The sequence below is a fragment of the Vibrio sp. Y51_MX_L26 genome (assembly GCF_024181935.1).
Taxonomy (GTDB): domain Bacteria; phylum Pseudomonadota; class Gammaproteobacteria; order Enterobacterales; family Vibrionaceae; genus Vibrio; species Vibrio diabolicus.
The window spans coordinates 12689-30154 of record NZ_JAMZAS010000007.1 but is presented as its reverse complement, the minus strand read 5'-3'; the positions used below and the strand labels follow the sequence as shown (position 1 = coordinate 30154).

Annotated in this window: 17 protein-coding genes; 7 read left to right on the top strand and 10 right to left on the bottom strand. The window is 41.3% G+C overall.

The window, feature by feature from the left end:
- The 10 genes from NL645_RS15295 to NL645_RS15250 form a co-directional block, all read right to left on the bottom strand.
- Positions 1 to 948 (bottom strand): glycosyltransferase, encoded by a 948-nt coding sequence (locus NL645_RS15295; protein WP_253651982.1) that lies wholly within the window; start codon positions 946 to 948, stop codon positions 1 to 3.
- Positions 899 to 1879, bottom strand: coding sequence for a Gfo/Idh/MocA family protein (locus NL645_RS15290; protein WP_253651981.1), 981 nt, complete (start codon positions 1877 to 1879; stop codon positions 899 to 901). Before NL645_RS15290 ends, NL645_RS15295 begins: the two co-directional genes overlap by 50 nt.
- An 8-nt stretch (positions 1880 to 1887) precedes the next feature.
- Positions 1888 to 2637: an NDP-hexose 2,3-dehydratase family protein gene (locus NL645_RS15285; RefSeq protein ID WP_253651980.1), complete on the bottom strand. Its 750-nt coding sequence runs from the start codon at positions 2635 to 2637 to the stop codon at positions 1888 to 1890.
- Positions 2630 to 3028, bottom strand: a complete 399-nt coding sequence (locus NL645_RS15280; protein WP_253651979.1) for an FdtA/QdtA family cupin domain-containing protein — start codon at positions 3026 to 3028, stop codon at positions 2630 to 2632. The genes NL645_RS15285 and NL645_RS15280 overlap by 8 nt, the downstream gene beginning before the upstream one ends.
- Positions 3015 to 3896 (bottom strand): glucose-1-phosphate thymidylyltransferase RfbA, encoded by an 882-nt coding sequence (gene rfbA / locus NL645_RS15275; protein WP_253651978.1) that lies wholly within the window; start codon positions 3894 to 3896, stop codon positions 3015 to 3017. The genes NL645_RS15280 and rfbA overlap by 14 nt, the downstream gene beginning before the upstream one ends.
- 4 nt (positions 3897 to 3900) lie before the next feature.
- The gene (gene rfbB, locus NL645_RS15270; protein WP_253651977.1) at positions 3901 to 4968 is read right to left on the bottom strand and encodes a dTDP-glucose 4,6-dehydratase; all 1068 of its coding nucleotides are present in this window, start codon (positions 4966 to 4968) and stop codon (positions 3901 to 3903) included.
- A gap of 208 nt (positions 4969 to 5176) precedes the next feature.
- Complete coding sequence (locus NL645_RS15265) at positions 5177 to 6175, bottom strand: Wzz/FepE/Etk N-terminal domain-containing protein (protein WP_253651976.1); 999 nt, start codon at positions 6173 to 6175, stop codon at positions 5177 to 5179.
- A 124-nt stretch (positions 6176 to 6299) separates the two neighbouring features.
- A complete protein-coding gene (locus NL645_RS15260) occupies positions 6300 to 6683 on the bottom strand; it encodes a four helix bundle protein (protein ID WP_309248902.1) in 384 nt (127 codons plus the stop codon).
- 54 nt (positions 6684 to 6737) lie between these two features.
- Positions 6738 to 9422 carry an SLBB domain-containing protein gene (locus NL645_RS15255; protein WP_253651975.1) on the bottom strand — a complete coding sequence of 895 codons (2685 nt, stop codon included), beginning with the start codon at positions 9420 to 9422 and terminating at the stop codon, positions 6738 to 6740.
- A gap of 66 nt (positions 9423 to 9488) precedes the next feature.
- Positions 9489 to 10004 carry a porin family protein gene (locus NL645_RS15250; protein ID WP_253651974.1) on the bottom strand — a complete coding sequence of 172 codons (516 nt, stop codon included), beginning with the start codon at positions 10002 to 10004 and terminating at the stop codon, positions 9489 to 9491.
- A 641-nt stretch (positions 10005 to 10645) separates the two neighbouring features.
- On the opposite strand from NL645_RS15250, the gene NL645_RS15245 reads away from it, so the two are divergent.
- The 7 genes from NL645_RS15245 to NL645_RS15215 all read left to right on the top strand — a co-directional run bounded on the left by NL645_RS15245 (position 10646) and on the right by NL645_RS15215 (position 17463).
- Positions 10646 to 10855, top strand: coding sequence for a hypothetical protein (locus NL645_RS15245; protein WP_140094649.1), 210 nt, complete (start codon positions 10646 to 10648; stop codon positions 10853 to 10855).
- Positions 10856 to 10922: 67 nt separating this feature from the next.
- Positions 10923 to 11597, top strand: coding sequence for a YjbF family lipoprotein (locus tag NL645_RS15240; protein ID WP_253652037.1), 675 nt, complete (start codon positions 10923 to 10925; stop codon positions 11595 to 11597).
- Positions 11594 to 12355: a capsule biosynthesis GfcC family protein gene (locus NL645_RS15235; RefSeq protein ID WP_253651973.1), complete on the top strand. Its 762-nt coding sequence runs from the start codon at positions 11594 to 11596 to the stop codon at positions 12353 to 12355. The genes NL645_RS15240 and NL645_RS15235 overlap by 4 nt, the downstream gene beginning before the upstream one ends.
- Before the next feature lie 2 nt (positions 12356 to 12357).
- Positions 12358 to 14556, top strand: a complete 2199-nt coding sequence (locus NL645_RS15230; protein ID WP_253651972.1) for a YjbH domain-containing protein — start codon at positions 12358 to 12360, stop codon at positions 14554 to 14556.
- A 136-nt stretch (positions 14557 to 14692) separates the two neighbouring features.
- A complete protein-coding gene (rfaD, locus tag NL645_RS15225; protein ID WP_253651971.1) occupies positions 14693 to 15634 on the top strand; it encodes an ADP-glyceromanno-heptose 6-epimerase in 942 nt (313 codons plus the stop codon).
- A gap of 126 nt (positions 15635 to 15760) precedes the next feature.
- The gene (gene lpxM, locus NL645_RS15220) at positions 15761 to 16744 is read left to right on the top strand and encodes a lauroyl-Kdo(2)-lipid IV(A) myristoyltransferase (protein WP_253651970.1); all 984 of its coding nucleotides are present in this window, start codon (positions 15761 to 15763) and stop codon (positions 16742 to 16744) included.
- Positions 16744 to 17463 carry a glycosyltransferase family 25 protein gene (locus NL645_RS15215; RefSeq protein WP_253651969.1) on the top strand — a complete coding sequence of 240 codons (720 nt, stop codon included), beginning with the start codon at positions 16744 to 16746 and terminating at the stop codon, positions 17461 to 17463. The genes lpxM and NL645_RS15215 overlap by 1 nt, the downstream gene beginning before the upstream one ends.
- Positions 17464 to 17466 lie beyond the last annotated feature (3 nt).

Here is a 17466-nt window from a genome sequence, read left to right as displayed (position 1 = left end):
TCATTTACTGCGTGATTTTTTAATATTAATTACATCTTTCACCAAGCTCAAATATACACGGTAATAATATCTTGCTATGACATTATTTAATCTTGGTAATAATAAAATTGACTTCACCAGAGTAAATATAAACAATTTTGTCTTTCCCTGCATTTTATAAACTAAAGCCTCTCTTATAAATGAAGCTGAAATTGCAGTATTTCTAGCCCATTTACTTTCATTCTGGCTTAGCTTAATTAAATATTGTCTTGTGTTAGCCTCATGCTTGATTATATTGGTTGTTCTCATAATTGAGCTGGATAATACTCTATAGGAAGACAGCACTTCATCTATATATGATATTTTACCGACATCAGAAAATGCTATAATGAAAGGCAAGTCAACTAAATTATTATTTATATCTATTATATCCTCCCATTTAATTCCCTCTCTATTTCGCACCATCACAGCGCAGCTCTGAATATTTTCTTGACAATTATAATAAAGTGCGTTCACATCTCCTGACACGCCATTTTTAAATTTTTTTTCACGCGTTATTTGACTATTTTCGTTTATTTCATTGACATTATGATGAACTAAATTTGTATTTAGATCCATTTCAAACATTCTGAGGGATTTGGTGATTTTATCTTTCATCACTTTATCATCGCCATCTAGGAAAATAATGTACTCTCCATCACAGTATTCAATTGCTGACAGGAAGTTTTGAGCTACACCAACATTTCGTTCTCTGGACAGTTTTTTTATATCCACATCTGAGGTTCTACTAAATTCATCTATTATTTTCAGCGTATCATCTTTAGATGCATCATCCGAAACAATGATTTGGACATTTAAATTACACTGTTTACTTGCATTGAGTATACTATCTAAACACTCTTTTATATAACATTCATGATTATACGTTAGCGTTAGAACACTGATTTTGTTTTTTACTATTTTCTTCATTTAAATTTATCACCTGCTCGATTGTTGCCATTCTATTTAGAACATTAATCTTTTTATTTTCGTCAAGTTTAGTTTGTTCCATAAATTCACAAAAAATATTTGCAAATATATCATCTGGCTCAATAGGCATAATGACTTTATCAAGTCCTGGCTCTATATAAACAATTTCGGTTTTTAAATTATATGGCTTAGAAAAAACACGTTGTACTTCAGCATAAAATCCTTCTCCATATATCTCAATTTTATTTTCATAAACGCTGCCCAATGCCCAGTTGGCATTAATAACAATATTATCTATTGAAAAAATAGCGGTGCCTTTTGTATCCACGTCAAAACCTGACGCTTTGCTAATATTACTGTACTCAAGCTTTGCTTTTCTAAACATATCCCTTGTGATACTCAGCGGATAGTAACCAAGATCAAACAAAGCTCCGCCATTGTGCTGCAACGAATACCTAATATTTTTTCTATCTAGATGAGGAATTTGAAAGGATATATTTACTCGATGTATTAGATCATAATTTTTATTTAAAAAGTCTAATACTTCGCTATATTGTTTATGATGTTTATATATACAAACTTCGTCAAGATAAGTATCCATTTCCTTTGCAAGTTCAAATAACTCTCTTGTCCGGGATAGAGAATTAGTCATGGTTTTTTCGCTAAGTACATTCTTCTTATTTTCAACAAAGAACTTAATTAACTCATAATGACAAGAAATTGGGGTTGCAATATATACGTGTGTAACTTTATTATTAGAAGCTAACGACTCTACGCTAGGAGAAAATATCAGGAGAATATCATCATAATAATCACTTTCTCGATTTTCAGTACTTCTTGAGTAAATTAAAACTTCGCTAAATCCCATTCGAGATAAGGCAGGTAAGATATTCTTCTTTACATGTTCACCATAACCGACAATTGCTAACATAACGTAACCTAACTTATTGAAAGTAAACATCTAAGGTGTGGCGAAATTATTGAACCTGGCATTCTATTTATTTCAATTAAAGTTCTTAGGTCTACCCATTTATGGGCATGACCATGTTTTATCAAACAAGGTTCGCTTATATGTACCAATTTAAAGTTGTTCCTTTTATTGAGAAGTCTACCACCGTCTTCCGACATCCAAATGTCATATATAACTTCTACACCTGATGTCTCTGGTTCGACGAAGTATTCTGTAAACTTTGGTCGCTTACCTTTGTGTTTTTGATTGATGTTACTAAAAGTCGCTTGAAGAGTAGTTGTTATCTGAGTGAGTCCAAAGTTTCCAGGTTCTGATTTAGCTTCAACCAAATAATGAGGTACGCCATCAATGTATGCCCGTAATACTCCTAATATTCCACCATCATATCCTACTTGAGTTAGTATTGGTTGATCCCATCCACCTACTACCTCTCTTCCCTCTGTATTAGTTACTCTAATACCATCAACACGAAAAAATGACCCACTTTCATGGACTAAGGAGCCAGTTTCTCCGGATAGTTCCCAACCTTTACATTCCAAAAGAGGTATGATCGCATATTGCATCTTGGTTGAGTTTTTAATTTCTTCATACCACGTTAGAATTTCTGTTACACATAGATTTTCTTTATAAATACGTTCAAAGGTTAACTCTGTTTCAATATTTTTTGGTAACTGATTGTTATTTAGGAACTCATCATACCTTTGATTAAAACTACTCATTTATATGCTCCAAGTATTGTTCCCAGTTTCTTATAACTCTATCAGAATCGTAAGCCTTATCATTTAGAACTAATAATATTGCGTCTTCTGAGAAATCAGTCATTTCTCTCCAAACGCAACCACTAATCAGTAAACCATCTTTATTCTTCTCTAAAAGTATAGTTTCTTCTTTATAGCCATTGTTTAGTCTAATTTTCACTTCACCTTGAACACAAATCAAAGCTTGTTTTCCACTCATGTGTGCGTGCGCACCTCTAGAAAAACCACCGTTTGCTGTAAGCCAATAAACACGCGCAGCAAGAAAGTCAACTTCCTTTCCGTGTTCAACAACGCTAAGACTTCCTCTTTCATCTATATGATTGCGTATGTCGAACTTTTTATACAGTAACACTTGTATCTCCTAGTAAAGATTTTAAATAATTGGCATGAATACTATCTTTCGTTGAATCCACTACACTTTCTATCGTGCGTCTGCCTATCCAATCATTGTTAAAAGCAATTTCTTCTAGGCACGCTATTTCATGTCCTTGCCTATGTTGGATAGTTTGAACAAATTGGCTCGCCTCAAGAAGGCTATCGTATGTGCCAGTATCCAGCCAAGCAAAACCACGCCCAAGTAATTCTACATTAAGCGTCCCATCTTTTAGATACATCTCATTTAGACTTGATATTTCAAGTTCACCACGTTCTGATGGCTTGACGTTTTTAGCAAAATTAACGACACGATTATCATAAAAGTACAAACCTGTTACTGCAAAATTTGACTTTGGTGCAATCGGTTTCTCTTCAATCGAGATAGCGCGCATGTCTTCATCAAATTCAACCACACCGAATCTCTCAGGGTCATGAACTTTATATCCAAATACTGTTGCTCCATTTTCTCTTCTTGCGGCACTCAATAGCTTGTTACGAAACCCTTGTCCCCAAAAAATATTATCGCCAAGAACTAAACAAACGCTATCTTCACCTATAAATTTCTCGCCTATGATAAACGCCTGTGCTAAGCCATCTGGTTTAGGTTGAACAGCATAATTTATTGTCATTCCTAATTGAGAACCATCGCCTAACAGCCTAAAAAATTGCTCTTTATCACTAGGTGTTGTAATGATTAAAACTTCTTTTATTCCCGCCAACATTAGTACAGAAAGTGGGTAATAAATCATTGGCTTGTCATATATGGGAAGCAACTGCTTTGATACTGCCTTCGTTATTGGATATAGTCGAGTACCAGTCCCACCTGCCAATATAATACCTTTCATAGACTTACTTTCCCTCTAACTCCAAACGCTTATCTGTATATGATCCATTTAAAATACGCGACCACCAAGTCTTGTTTTGTAAATACCAATTAACTGTATTACGAATTCCCGACTCAAACGTTTCTTCTGGTTTCCATCCAAGGTCACGCTCGATTTTTGAAGCGTCAATCGCGTAGCGAATATCATGTCCAGGGCGATCGGTGACGTAAGTGATTAAATCGGTGTATTGCGTAACACCTTGTGGCTTATTCGGCACTAACTCTTCTAATAGTCCACAAATGGTTTTCACCACCTCAATATTGGCTTTTTCGTTATGACCACCAATGTTGTAGGTTTCTCCCACGTTGCCTTCAGTGACCACTTTGTATAATGCACGAGCATGATCTTCGACAAACAACCAATCGCGAATTTGCATGCCATCACCATAAACTGGCAGAGCTTTCCCTTCCAAGGCATTTAGAATCATTAGAGGGATGAGTTTTTCTGGGAAATGGTATGGACCGTAGTTGTTTGAACAGTTGGTCACAATGGTTGGTAAACCGTAGGTACGAAGCCATGCACGGACTAAGTGATCACTTGATGCTTTCGATGCCGAGTATGGGCTAGATGGCTCATAAGACGTTTCTTCGGTAAACAGATCATTGGTACCTTCCAAATCGCCATACACTTCATCAGTAGAGATGTGGTGAAAACGAAATGCGTCTTTACGTTCACTATCAAGCTTGTTCCAGTAACTGCGCGCCGCTTCAAGTAACGTGTACGTCCCGACGATATTGGTTTCGATAAACGCCGCTGGCCCATCAATCGAACGGTCTACATGCGATTCGGCAGCAAGGTGCATCACCGCATCAGGTTGGTGCTCAGCAAATACGCGGTCAAGTTCGGTGCGGTGACAAATGTCCACTTGCTCGAAAGCGTAACGCTCGTGACTGCCTACTTCACTCAGGGACTCTAAATTTCCTGCATAGGTCAGTTTATCGAGGTTAACAACACGGTCTGTGGTATTGTTAATGATGTGACGAACAACTGCTGAGCCGATAAAGCCCGCGCCGCCAGTGACGAGAATTTTCATAAAATACTGCCCTTTGTATTCTGATGTCGCACGTTTTTTATTTTAATCGCACGCTGAACCATTGAAATAAATCCATTTTCCGTCTCAGACATTCCAACCAACCTGAGACACTTTTTATTCATTTTGAGACAATCTATTTTTACTATCTTATTGTCATTGCTTGTTTTCGCCTAGTTTCCTAAACCCGCCCCAATGGCTTCTGTAGAGCCTAGGCTCTGGATGCTAGGTCCTCTATATCTTCATCCTTTCGAAACGCAAATCGTACTAACACAACTGCGACACCTAGCATTCCACCCAGTAATGTACCTAGTACACAGATCAGTGCGCGTTTAGGCCCATCCTTAAATTCTGGAACCACAGCTGGATCGACTGTCTTAAACACAAACTCTTCTTGAACTTCTGCCAACATTAAGCTTTTGGTTTGTTCTTCTATAAGCTTGTAAAACGTGCTTTGCATATCAGCTACGGCCGTTTTCTGTAGCTGAGTATTCAAATAAGCTAAGTTTTGAGACGTTTCCGCGATCGTACGCTCACGCATGACTTTGTTGATATCTTCAATCAGCCAGTTAACCCATTGCTGAGCAATATAAGGGGAGTAATGCTTCACCGATACCGTGTATAAGCCACTTTCTTTGTCTTGATTTACACTTAAGGTATCTTTACTGAAACGTTCAAAAGCCTCTTGCGCTGTTGGTTTTGCACCGCGAAGACCTTCGGGTTCGCGTAACCACTTGCCAGTATTCTGATCATATAGTTCTTCATCTAAAACTAATTGGTTATTAGATAAATCCCAGTCTTTTGCTGCCATTAACGGTACTAGCAAGTCATGTTTATTGATGTATGCGTCGACAAACTGGCGAGACTTCATGACTTGGACTGCAAGATCGGTTTGCGAAGTTTCGCCGCCACCAAGATTAACCCCAGCGAGTGCTGCTAACCCACCAAGCTGGCCAGCCATTTTTGATAAGCCGCCTCCGCTTGAGCTTTCTGCAGGTGCTAATAAAGCATCGGCTTTGTAAATATTTGGAAGGCTTAGGGCATAAAGAACTGAAGCCACGGCAAATACAAATGTTGTGGCGATGATGACCCACTTGCCTTTCCAAATCGCTTTAAACAGTTCGCGCAGATCGATTTCATCATCAGCGACCGCGGAGGTTTTCGGGGGATATGGTAAATACTCGTGATGTTGAGGTTTATTTTGTTCCATGGATTGTTTAGGTCCTAGGGTCCTAGGTCCTAGGTCCTAGGGGTTAAGCTAGGGGCTAGGTGTAGGATTGGTTAAAAATGTTAGAGTCAGGAGCCTAGAATTCTAGAAAACACCCTGAATTTATTTATTCGTATAGTGCTGAAGGTTCGCGGACTGAGCCTTTTCTGCGTCTTATAAGGGCGGCTAGCATTGCTGATATTTCTTTGGTTTCGTTGATTAGGGCTAGGCCTTTTTGTTTTTCTATAAAGCCTGCTTCTATGCCGATGTAAAGTTGGGTTATTGCTTCGCCAGCGGAGCCTTTTGCAATATAAAGAAACCTTGCGGACTCGTTTGCTGTTTCTCGCTCTTCCCCTTCAGCAATGTTAGATGCGATTGAAAGTGCACTTCTGGTCAGTTGATCTTTAAAGCCGTAGTTCTTACAACTATCTAGTTCTTTATATAACTCACAAGACAAGCGACAACTACGTTTCCAAAGTTCGAGTTTTTCAAAAGCAAGCTGTCGCATCATCCACTTCCAAATCTTTGGGTTTCCTAGGACCTAGGATCCTAGGCCCTATAACCTTTACTTAAGCGCATTTATCGCTACACCTGTTTGATACAGGATTTGCGTTGCGGCGGTCCAGGTGCTTAGAGCATCGCGGTAATCGGTATCTATTGGTACAACAATGGTATCGCCTGCACTGAGTTCTTCATTATTATTACCAAACCAGTAGCCTGATGTTGGTTTGTACACAGAGCCATCTGCACGTACAACGAAGATGCGGTCTTCGTCCGCTTGTTTTTTCGCGCCGCCCGCTTTGTTTAGGTAATCATCCACATCCAGCTTACTATCTAGCAGATAGGTAATAGGAACCTGAACTTCGCCCATGATGGATACGGTATTGCGGAAGGTTGGAACGAATAGGAAGTCGCCATCTTCTAGCATAAAGTCGGTAGAACGCTCACCTTTAGTGATACGATCTAACTGAACCACCATACGGCCAAGTGCTTTACTGCGGCTTGCTTCTTCAACAAACTTCAGGGTTTTCTCTGGGTCAGAAATAACTGAACCTAAGTTGCTGTCGGCGCGGAAGGTTTTCTTCGCAGTTTCTGCACGCATATCAGCAGCGTACTCGTTGAGTAGCTTCTGCTCTTGTAGGCGTAGTGCTTCACGTGTAAATATTGCACCTTGCGGATGTGCAAACTCAGTCAAACCACCAGCTCTTTCCAGTAGTTGTCCTAGTGTCTCACCCTGACTCACTGTGTAAGTACCAGGGAAGCGAACTTCACCTTGTAGTGTTACTGTGCTTTGCAACTTAACACTTGGCTTTTCTAAAATGTTTAAACGGTCACGACCTGCAATAATCGCGTCGTCCGTAGTACTACCCTGAACCGCTTTACGTAGATCGATACGTTCTACATCAACATAAGCGCGCTCATCGACGTTATTGATAACAGTTCGCGCCAGTTCGGCATTGATGGTAAAGGCGTTGTAAGTCAGTCCACCTGCTGCTTCAACCAGCGTAGAAACCGTCATTCTTGGTGTAATTGGGTAACGGCCAGGGTGTTTTACTTCGCCGAATATCTCTGCGATTTGTGGTGCTAGGCCCAAACGAGACTGTTGTTGCAGTTGTAACAGCACTGGTGCTAGCAAAGTACGACGAGTGTTTTGCTTAAGTGCTTCAAAATCTTCTCGCGTGATTTCTTTACCACGGAAAATCATCTTGGTTTTATTAGCATTCGCTTTTGATTTGCTATCCACCGAAGCCACAGCAACTGGAGAGTTCAAGACTTCTTGCTCTTGTTGTAGATCTTGTTGTGCTTGAGCTTGGGCTTCCTCAAGTGTTTTGGCTTTTGCAACAACATCTTCTTCAGCAAAATTATCTAAGTCTTCATTATTAAAACGGTTAAAGACCAGCACTCGGTCACGAGATTTTAATTGCAGGTTGTCTTTACTGCCTGGCGATAAAATTGCTTTGGCAAGGTTAACTTGATGAACTTCAATATCTCGTTGAGGATTAATTTCCCGTACGATTACGGCGTAATTAACGTCTGCTGTTGAGTTAAAAGAAGAGTCAACGGAGTTAAAAAGGTCTGCGATACGTAACCCATTATTCCATTCAACAAAACCAGGATGGCGCACGTCACCTTCTATTTGAACATAGCGAGTCAGCTCTTCGCTTTTCTTCAATACGTTGACTTCATCACCCACTTTAACTTTCGCTTGTTGGTCTTGGGAATTAATAAAGTTCAGCGTTAATGCTTCTCGGCTACCTTCAGTGCCGTAGCGTTTTATGTTGATTTGTTCAAAGAAGGCGTTGGCAGTAAAACCACCCGCCATTTGAATTAATTGTTTGTAAGTTTCACCCGGTTTGACTTCATAAATCGCAGGGCGGTTAACTTCACCATCAACTGAAACGGTTTGTGCCACCGAGCCAATAAATACTACGTCTCCCGGCATTAAGCGTACATCGTTACGAGCGTCGCCTTTTAGTAATAAGTCGTACATATCCAGTTTACGAATTACCTGACCATTACGCTTAAGTTGCACGTTACGCAGGGCACCACTCTCACTAAAGCCACCACTGTAGTAAATCGCTTGAGAGATTGTGGTTAGTGCACTAACTGTGTAAGCACCTGGTTTGTACGCATCACCCATAACAAAAACTTGCATGGTGCGCATTTCACCTAGCGAAATGTCGCTGCGCACACCAATCATTTGCTCTTTTACTCGTTGGTTTAGAGAATCACGCACATCAGAGAATGTCATGCCGGCCACTTGAACAGGACCAAGGGAAGGGAAGTTGATGATGCCTGCACGATTAACACGAAGACGATGCGTTGTGTTTTCTTTACCAAAAAGTTGGATAACGATTTCATCACCAGCTCCTACCGTGTAGTCAGCAGGAACAGGTACGTCACTGATTGGTGCAAACGTCGTCGGTGAACCTGCAAATAAATCTAGACCAAAACGCTTTAAACCTTGTTCACCTTTTTCTGAGTCTTCTGAGTCGCTAGCTTTTGCCTCAACAGTACTACTAGCAGCCGAGCGTTGCTCAATCACTTGAGGGTTTTGATAACTACTTGGCTGAGAAGAAACGCCGGAAGGAAAAGAGATACCATACTTACTCGCCAATGCTTGTTGCTGGTCTGCTGGCAAGTTCTGAAACATCTGAATTTGTTCTGGGGTTGGAGTCTGCGCAATAGTAAGCGGCGCAAATAGGCTTGCCAGAATGCAAGCACCTATCGAGAAATATCCTTTGAGCATGATAATTCGCTATTTAAAGTCAGGAGTTAAAAATCCTAGCCACAAAACTAGGCACTAGGTCTTTAATTAAAATCGGTGTTGAAAGCCAAGAGTAATTGCGTTCAAGCGAACCTGATCTTCAGATGTACTATCTACGAACTCAAAGACAACCGCATTCTGCTTGTCCAAAGCATAATGCATACCCAAGCCAAAGCTAAAGCCTTGATCTTTATTAGGGCCTACATTTTGTTGGTCAATCTGGACACTCGAATAACCGGCAAGTCCGTAAAGTGCTACACGCTCAGAGACTGGCATATTCAACTTAATAAAACCACTCGCAAGACTATCTACTGCAAGTCCGCTATCTCGTTGAACAGAAGTTCCGTAACGTGCTTCAAAAGCGAGGTAATCATTGAAGAAGTAACCAGCTTGCGCTTGAAGAAGGAAAGGGTTTCCCTCGGTTACTGGGGAAGAGGAATGATGAAATTCAGCGTTAGAGTAACTTACTAACGCACCAGCATAAAAATCTGCTGAGGCAGAAAATGAGCACAAGCCTAAGCTGATTGCACTCAACGCCCCTAGCCATGGTCGTTTATTAATCACGTAAGTGTTCCTTGGGTGTCGACTGACCGCTGCACATTATGAACGACGCGCGCAGTGAATGTCTGTTAACTTTTGTCAATTTCGCTTGTGCATTTACACGCTACCGCCCGGCGGCATTACGCGTTAGCCACTGTTCGCTGATTCCCGATTCATTCGGTTTATTGATATAAATATTCTTTTTAAGCCTCACTTTTGCGACTAACCGTTCAAAAAAACAATCTTTTATAAACACAACACAAAAGCTGGCAAATTATGCATGTATTAGCGCAAAACGGCAAGGGGGAAAAACGTCTCAGATTTCCATTTATGGTTCGTAAATTCTCACGAATGAGAAAGACACTGGCTGTCAGCCGCTTAAAACAGAACACCACTACGGATGCATTGAATAAAAAATGTGAACGTCTGCGTAAACTCAGAGGTGGCTTGAAGTAACACAGTAAAAATAAGCATTTTGATTAAATACAACTATCAAACCTAAGCGATTCTCTATTCTCAGTCTTGCAACAATTTTTCTTTAACGTTAGGCAAATTCACATAGGAAACTGTTTACATGCTGATTGTTTTTTAACTAAAATGAACGATGGTATGTTCTAAACAGACCAAACATCGATGTTTTAAAATCTGAAATACAAGGATTAATAATGAAGAACACAGCTCTAGCTATTCTTATGGCTCTAAGCGCATCAACTGCATTTGCAGCTGAAGAAGCAGGTTCTGCTGGTGCCGCATCTGCGTCTGCTACTGGTACAACTGCAGTAGCGGTAGGTGCAGCAGCAGCAGTAACTGTAGTAGCGGTTGCAGCGTCAGATAGTGACTCAACTACAACTACGACTACTAGTGTTAAAAAATAAGCAAGCCTAGCTTGACTTATATATCGCCCTGATTTCTCAGGGCGATTTTATTTGTAATGAGGGAATGATGAACACCTTTCTATCGCTAAAATGGATGCGCTTACTTATTGCCCTACCTTTACTGAACTCAATCTTCGGCTGTACACAAAAATTTAATGACGTATCCGCGACAATCCAAGAAGCTTATGGCAACTACATCGATGTCGAGCTAACGCCAGAAGAAATTGAAGCAGTTCCTTATGCTAGTGCTTACTTAAAAATTGGTGACCAAAAACAGGTCTTCGTAGTGTTGGCCTTTGCTGAACAAAACCCATTAACTGGCAATACCCAATTAAAGTGGGTAAGTGCAGACAAGGCAATGGTGGTAACAGAGAACGGTCATATTGTTAAAACTATTGGTTTGCAAACCACCAATCTAGCAGGCATTTATGGCAACGTTCCTGCCTACTCAGCACCCTCTGTGCAATATTCTCTTTCTTACGATTGGGCTGACAAGTACCGTTATGGGTTCCCGGCTAAAGTCCAACGTTCTCGTCAAGGTAAAGAAACCGTCATAACCCCTATTTCATCTACCTCTACTGATGTTTATACCGAGGTTGTAACGTTTACTAGCTTAGAAAAAAGTGTGGAGAACCAATACTGGGTAAACGGTAAAGGAGAAGTAGTGAAAACACGTCAACACTTAGGTCCAAACATGGTGCCTGTTGAATTGACGATTCTGAAAGGGTACAGCAAATCATGAATAAGCGACTGCTATTTTTATTAAACCTAAGTTTAACGGCAACGATTCTGGCAACACCTACTACCGTTCGAGCTCAAAATCCCCCCCCATCACCGCTCAATATAGAACTTGTCGGAACGGGCAAAGCATTGCAGTTCCAACAAGCGGCACGTTTAGAGAGCTTACTTAAGCATGTACAAGAACGACAAGTCGCCCTGCAATACCCTTTAGCTGTGACTCTATTTGATAATTCCGAGACAGCAGTACAAGGAAGTACTGCATTAAAGAATTCGGTGTTGAACCAAATGATTCAACATAATTTAGTTGCACACCCATTTTACAAGTTTATCCAACAAAGCCAGTTTGCACCTCGCGTCCTATCCGCCATTGATGTGGATCGCATCCGTCTAAATAAATTTGATAACCCTCTTATACAAGGTCAATTTGCGTTAAGTGCACCAAAACGTGAAGAAAAAGTGTTGTATGTGGGTAACTTGGAAAAAGTCTACGCGGTAGAAAACCAAGCGGGTATCGCTCTGTATGAACAGGTCGAGAATCTAGGTTCAAGTGACATTGGTGAGTTCGCCTATCCGCCAGTTCTGATTTACCCGGATGGCAGGATCGCTCATCCTCACCATGGCAGTTGGTTAACCACTCAATATTACTTACCACCACTTACCATGGTGTACATACCGTTTGATGAGTTCGAAAAATCACAAATGGATAAAGACATTGTCGCTCTGCTTGCACAACGTAAACCAACCTCATCGAAGAACTAGACATGAACCTGATCAGAACCAGTTTATCCCTTTCTTTAATGGGTCCAGCGTTGGTGTGGGCTCAAGACATACCTTTCGAAGCACCGCCATTGCAACCATCACAAATGGACTTTGGTGGTGTCGGCTTAATGCAGATGCCTACAGGTCGTATGGCACCTGAAGGCGAGTTTAACTTTGCTGTTACCGGTAGCGACGAGTACCTATTTTACAATGTGACTTTGCAAGTGATGCCATGGCTAGAAACGACCATTCGTTACACCATGGTGAACGATCTTTTCTACAGTAACGATCCGAGCTTTTCGGGTGATACCAAGTACACCGACAAGGGAATCGACTTTAAAGTTCGCTTGTTAGAAGAATCCGAGTACCTGCCAGAGCTTTCTGTTGGTGTGCGTGATTTTGCAGGTACCGGCCTTTTTGATGGTGAGTTTATTGCTGCAACAAAACGTTACTCTAACCCAAACCTTGGTACCTTTGATTTCACTTTAGGTATGGGCTGGGGCTACTTAGGTACGCGCGACAACATCAGCAACCCAGCTTGTAAGCTGTCCGATAGTTTCTGTGAACGCCCTTCTGATTACAAAGGTAATGGTGGTAGTGTGGATTTTGAACGCTGGTTCAAAGGTCCTGCTGCACTCTTTGGTGGTGTCGAGTATCAAACTTTGCACGCACCACTGCGATTTAAGCTTGAATACGACAGCAACGATTACAGCGAAGATTTCCCAGTGGTACGTGGTGGTGTAGACATGACACCTCATACGCCTTGGAACTTTGGTGTTCTATATCGTTTAGGACATATGGCAGATTTGCGCTTGAGCTACGAGCGCGGAGATACGTTAGTTGCTGGCGTGAGTCTTTACACTAACTTCAATGATATGCCGTCTTTCTGGCGTGATACACCAACACCAGAAGTTGAAGACAAGCAACCAGAACAACTGTCTGATGTAGATTGGGAACGTGTTACCGAGGAGCTGGATAAAATTGCTGGCTACCAAAATACCCAACTCTATGTTGAAGATAATACCGTTTCGGTTGTTGGCGAGCAGAAAAAGTATCGTGATCGCAATGAAGCTCATGAAAAAGCGGCGGCAGTCCTTTATAACGAAATGCCAGACAACATTGATACCTTTACTATCAATGAACGCAGTCGTGGTCTGATCGGCGATCAAACGGTTATCTCCAAAGAGAAATACCGTGACTTTGCAGAAGTTAACTACATCACTCCTAGCATTGAAGACGCAACTTCAAAAGGAAATGAAAAACCACAAGGTAATCTTATCTACGACGGTTTTGAGCGTTTCGATTATGGTTTTTCCCCGCAACTGGTTCAAACACTGGGTGCTGCTGAAACATTTTACTTCTTTAGTGTGGGACTTAAAGGTGAAGCCTCTTATTGGCTGACAGATGACTTAGAAGTAGGCGGTGCTCTTTATTGGGATTGGTACAACAACTACGACAAGTTTAACTACGTCACTCCGCCGGATGGCACGACGATACCTCGTGTACGCACGATGTTTAGGGCCTATAGAGATGAATATCCTGTAACTATGCAGAATCTTCAATTAACTTGGTTCAAAGAGTACTCAGATACCATGGACCAACAGTTCTACGCCGGTTATCTAGAGAGCATGTTTGCGGGTGTGGGTACCGAGTTCTTATATCGACCGAAAGGCGCAAACTGGGCGATCGGTGCAGATGTAAACTTGATCTCTCAACGTGACCCGCAAAGTTACTTCGGTGTGTACGATGAAAAGTGGCAGTATGTTCCAGAATACGGAGATCCTTTCCAAGTTATTGATAAAGGCTTCACAGGTTTCGTTTCTGCGTATTACTACCCCCAATGGGATTTTCTATCCAATTTGATGGTACAAGTAGATGTGGGGCAGTTCCTCGGTGGTGACGTCGGTACTCAAATAAACATAGCTAAGCAGTTTGACAGTGGCGTAATCGCCGGTGCTTACGCTTCGTTTACGAATTTAACTGCAGAAGAGTTTGGTGAAGGCAGTTTTACTAAAGGTCTCTACATTTCGATTCCATACGATATCATGACAGTGAAACCAAGTAACAATAGAGCAAACTTCTCTTGGCAACCAATCACTCGTGATGGTGGTCAGAAGCTAAATAGAAAATACGAACTTATTCAATTAACAGACGAGCGCAACCCTTGGTACCAGAGACCAAACGCGTCAAACGCTGAATAACAACACTATTTAAGGGAGCTTCAGCTCCCTTTTACTTATGCCCAAGCGCTCTTTACCTTTCTTTTCCTTCCAATAGCGCAAATTTCTGTTTCTTGCTAGAATTCCTGAGAAAATTTTAATCTATGGTGGAAGTCTTATGATCATCGTAACTGGTGGTGCTGGCATGATCGGCAGCAACATTGTTAAAGCACTGAACGAAGCAGGTATTAACGATATTCTGGTTGTCGACAACCTAAAAAATGGCAAGAAGTTTAAAAACTTAGTTGATCTTGATATCACAGATTACATGGATCGTGACGACTTTCTGACCCAAATTATGGCGGGCGATGATTTTGGTCCGATTGAGGCAATTTTCCACGAAGGTGCTTGTTCTGCAACGACTGAGTGGGATGGTAAGTACATGATGCTAAACAATTACGAGTACTCTAAAGAGCTGCTGCATTACTGTTTAGATCGCGAGATTCCATTCCTATACGCTTCTTCAGCAGCCACTTACGGCGATACAGAGACTTTCGTTGAAGAACGCGAATACGAAGGCGCACTGAATGTATACGGTTACTCGAAACAGCAGTTTGATAACTACGTTCGTCGCCTATGGCAAGACGCTGAAGAACATGGTGAGACCCTTTCTCAAATCACTGGCTTCCGCTACTTCAACGTATATGGCCCACGTGAAGACCACAAAGGTAGCATGGCATCAGTTGCTTTCCACCTAAACAACCAACTTAACGCAGGTGAAAATCCTAAATTGTTCGCGGGCAGCAAATCATTCAAACGCGACTTCGTTTACGTTGGTGATGTATGTAAAGTTAACCTGTGGTTCTTAGAAAACGGCGTATCAGGCATTTTTAACTGTGGTACTGGCCGTGCTGAATCTTTTGAAGAGGTAGCAAAAGCAGTTATCAAGCATCATGGCAAAGGCCAAATTGAAACCATCCCATTCCCTGAGCACCTAAAAGGCGCTTACCAAGAATTCACACAAGCGGATCTGACCAAACTGCGCACCGCAGGCTGTGATGTTGAATTCAAGACAGTTGCAGAAGGCGTTGCCGAATACTTGACTATCCAAAACCGTTAAACACCACAAGGTGGTAGAACTATAACCTGCCACCTTTACTCAAGTGCAATAGCCTGTATCATTCCTAACTATCTTTTTCTCATTTAAACCACTTCGCCCGTACACGAATAGGTAACTAGACACGCCATGACCATAAAACGTGATGACTTCGACCCCAAAGCATATAACCCTGAGTTTAAGCGCCACTTTCTGTCGCCTAAGTACTGGGGCACGTGGTTAGGTGTTATCTTATTTTTACCTTTATCATTAATGCCACTCGGTTTACAAAAGTGGTTGGCGAAAACCATAGCCAAAAAGCTGTCTAAATCCCACAAAGGTCCAGCTCACCGAGCGAGGGTGAACTTTGAGCTGTGTTTTCCGGAAAAGTCGTTCCAAGAACGTGAAGCTTTGATAGAAAAAACACTCTACACAGCAGCCATGTTCTTTTTTCGCTTCGGGTTACTAAGTTTACGCTCACCAAAGTGGCTTCAGAACCGTTGCCAAATTCGCGGCCTAGACATTTTACGACAGCACATTGATAACAACGAAAATGTGATTTTAATGGTTCCCCACTCTTGGGCAATTGATGTGCCTGCTATCTTGCTCGCTTCAATGGGAATGCCAGTGTCTGCAATGGCGAAGAAACAAAAGAATGATGTTGCTGACTGGCTGATGCACAAGCAAAGAGTTCAATACGGTGGTCGTGTTTATGAACGCTCAGGTGGCATTAAGCCTTTTCTGAAATCCATTCGAGATGGCTATGTAGGGTATTATCTACCCGATCAAGATCACGGCCCAGAGCATAGTGTGTTTGTAGATTTTTTTGCTACACGTAAAGCAACACTACCTGGTTTAGGCAAAATTGCGAAACTATCACGCTCAAAAGTACTGCCTCTATTTGCGTCGATGAACACTGAAGATGGTACGTTTGATATTGAGATTTTACCGGCGTTTGAGCTGGATAAAGGCGAAGAGCAAGACGCTCGTACCTGTAATGAAACCATTGAATACTTTGTCGGTGATAAACCCGAACAATATATGTGGGTATTGCAGTTGCTGCACTCTCAAGAAGACGGCAGTAACTATTACAATTTGTTTAAACCAAGATATAACAGCGACTGGAAAGTGTAATGAAAGTCATAGTTATCAGTTTAAAGCGCTCTGTCGAACGAAGAGAGCGTATTGCATCACAATTAGAAGCGTCAGGAATAGAGTTTAGCTTTTTGGATGCCGCTGACGCTCAACAAGGAAACTTCCCTTTATCTGAACGTAGAAACGATCAAATAACAAAAAAAAGATTTGGTTATAAACTTGTTGATAGCGAAGTTGCTTGTTTTTCCAGCCACCTTCAAGCTTGGCAGATCGCAGCTGAATCCAGTGCTCCTTTGTTGATATTAGAAGATAACTGTGATCTTACTGATGAATTTTTTGAGTACTTTAAACATCTGCCAAAGATCGCGGTTGAGTTCGATTTTTTAAAGCTATGCGCAACAAGCCCAAAGAAGTATAAAAACATCAAAGCTTTTGATTCAAAAATAAAAATCATCCGTTATTACAGAAGAACATGTGGAATTATGGGCTATATCATTTCACCAAAAGCTGCACAGTCATTCATTCACAATGCTGCTCAGTTTATCGAGCCTGTCGATGATTATATGGAAAAACCATATAAACACGGTATTTTCACATACTGTCTCAAACCTGATTTAGTTGTTCGAGCAAAAATAGACTCAACTATTGGCAGCTCAAGGAAGAACAAACAAGGTATAACTCTTATCGACAAGCTTTATATTGAGTCTTTTAGGCTTTATGAACAAATAAAAGACTTTTCTATGAGAGCACCGGATTAAACC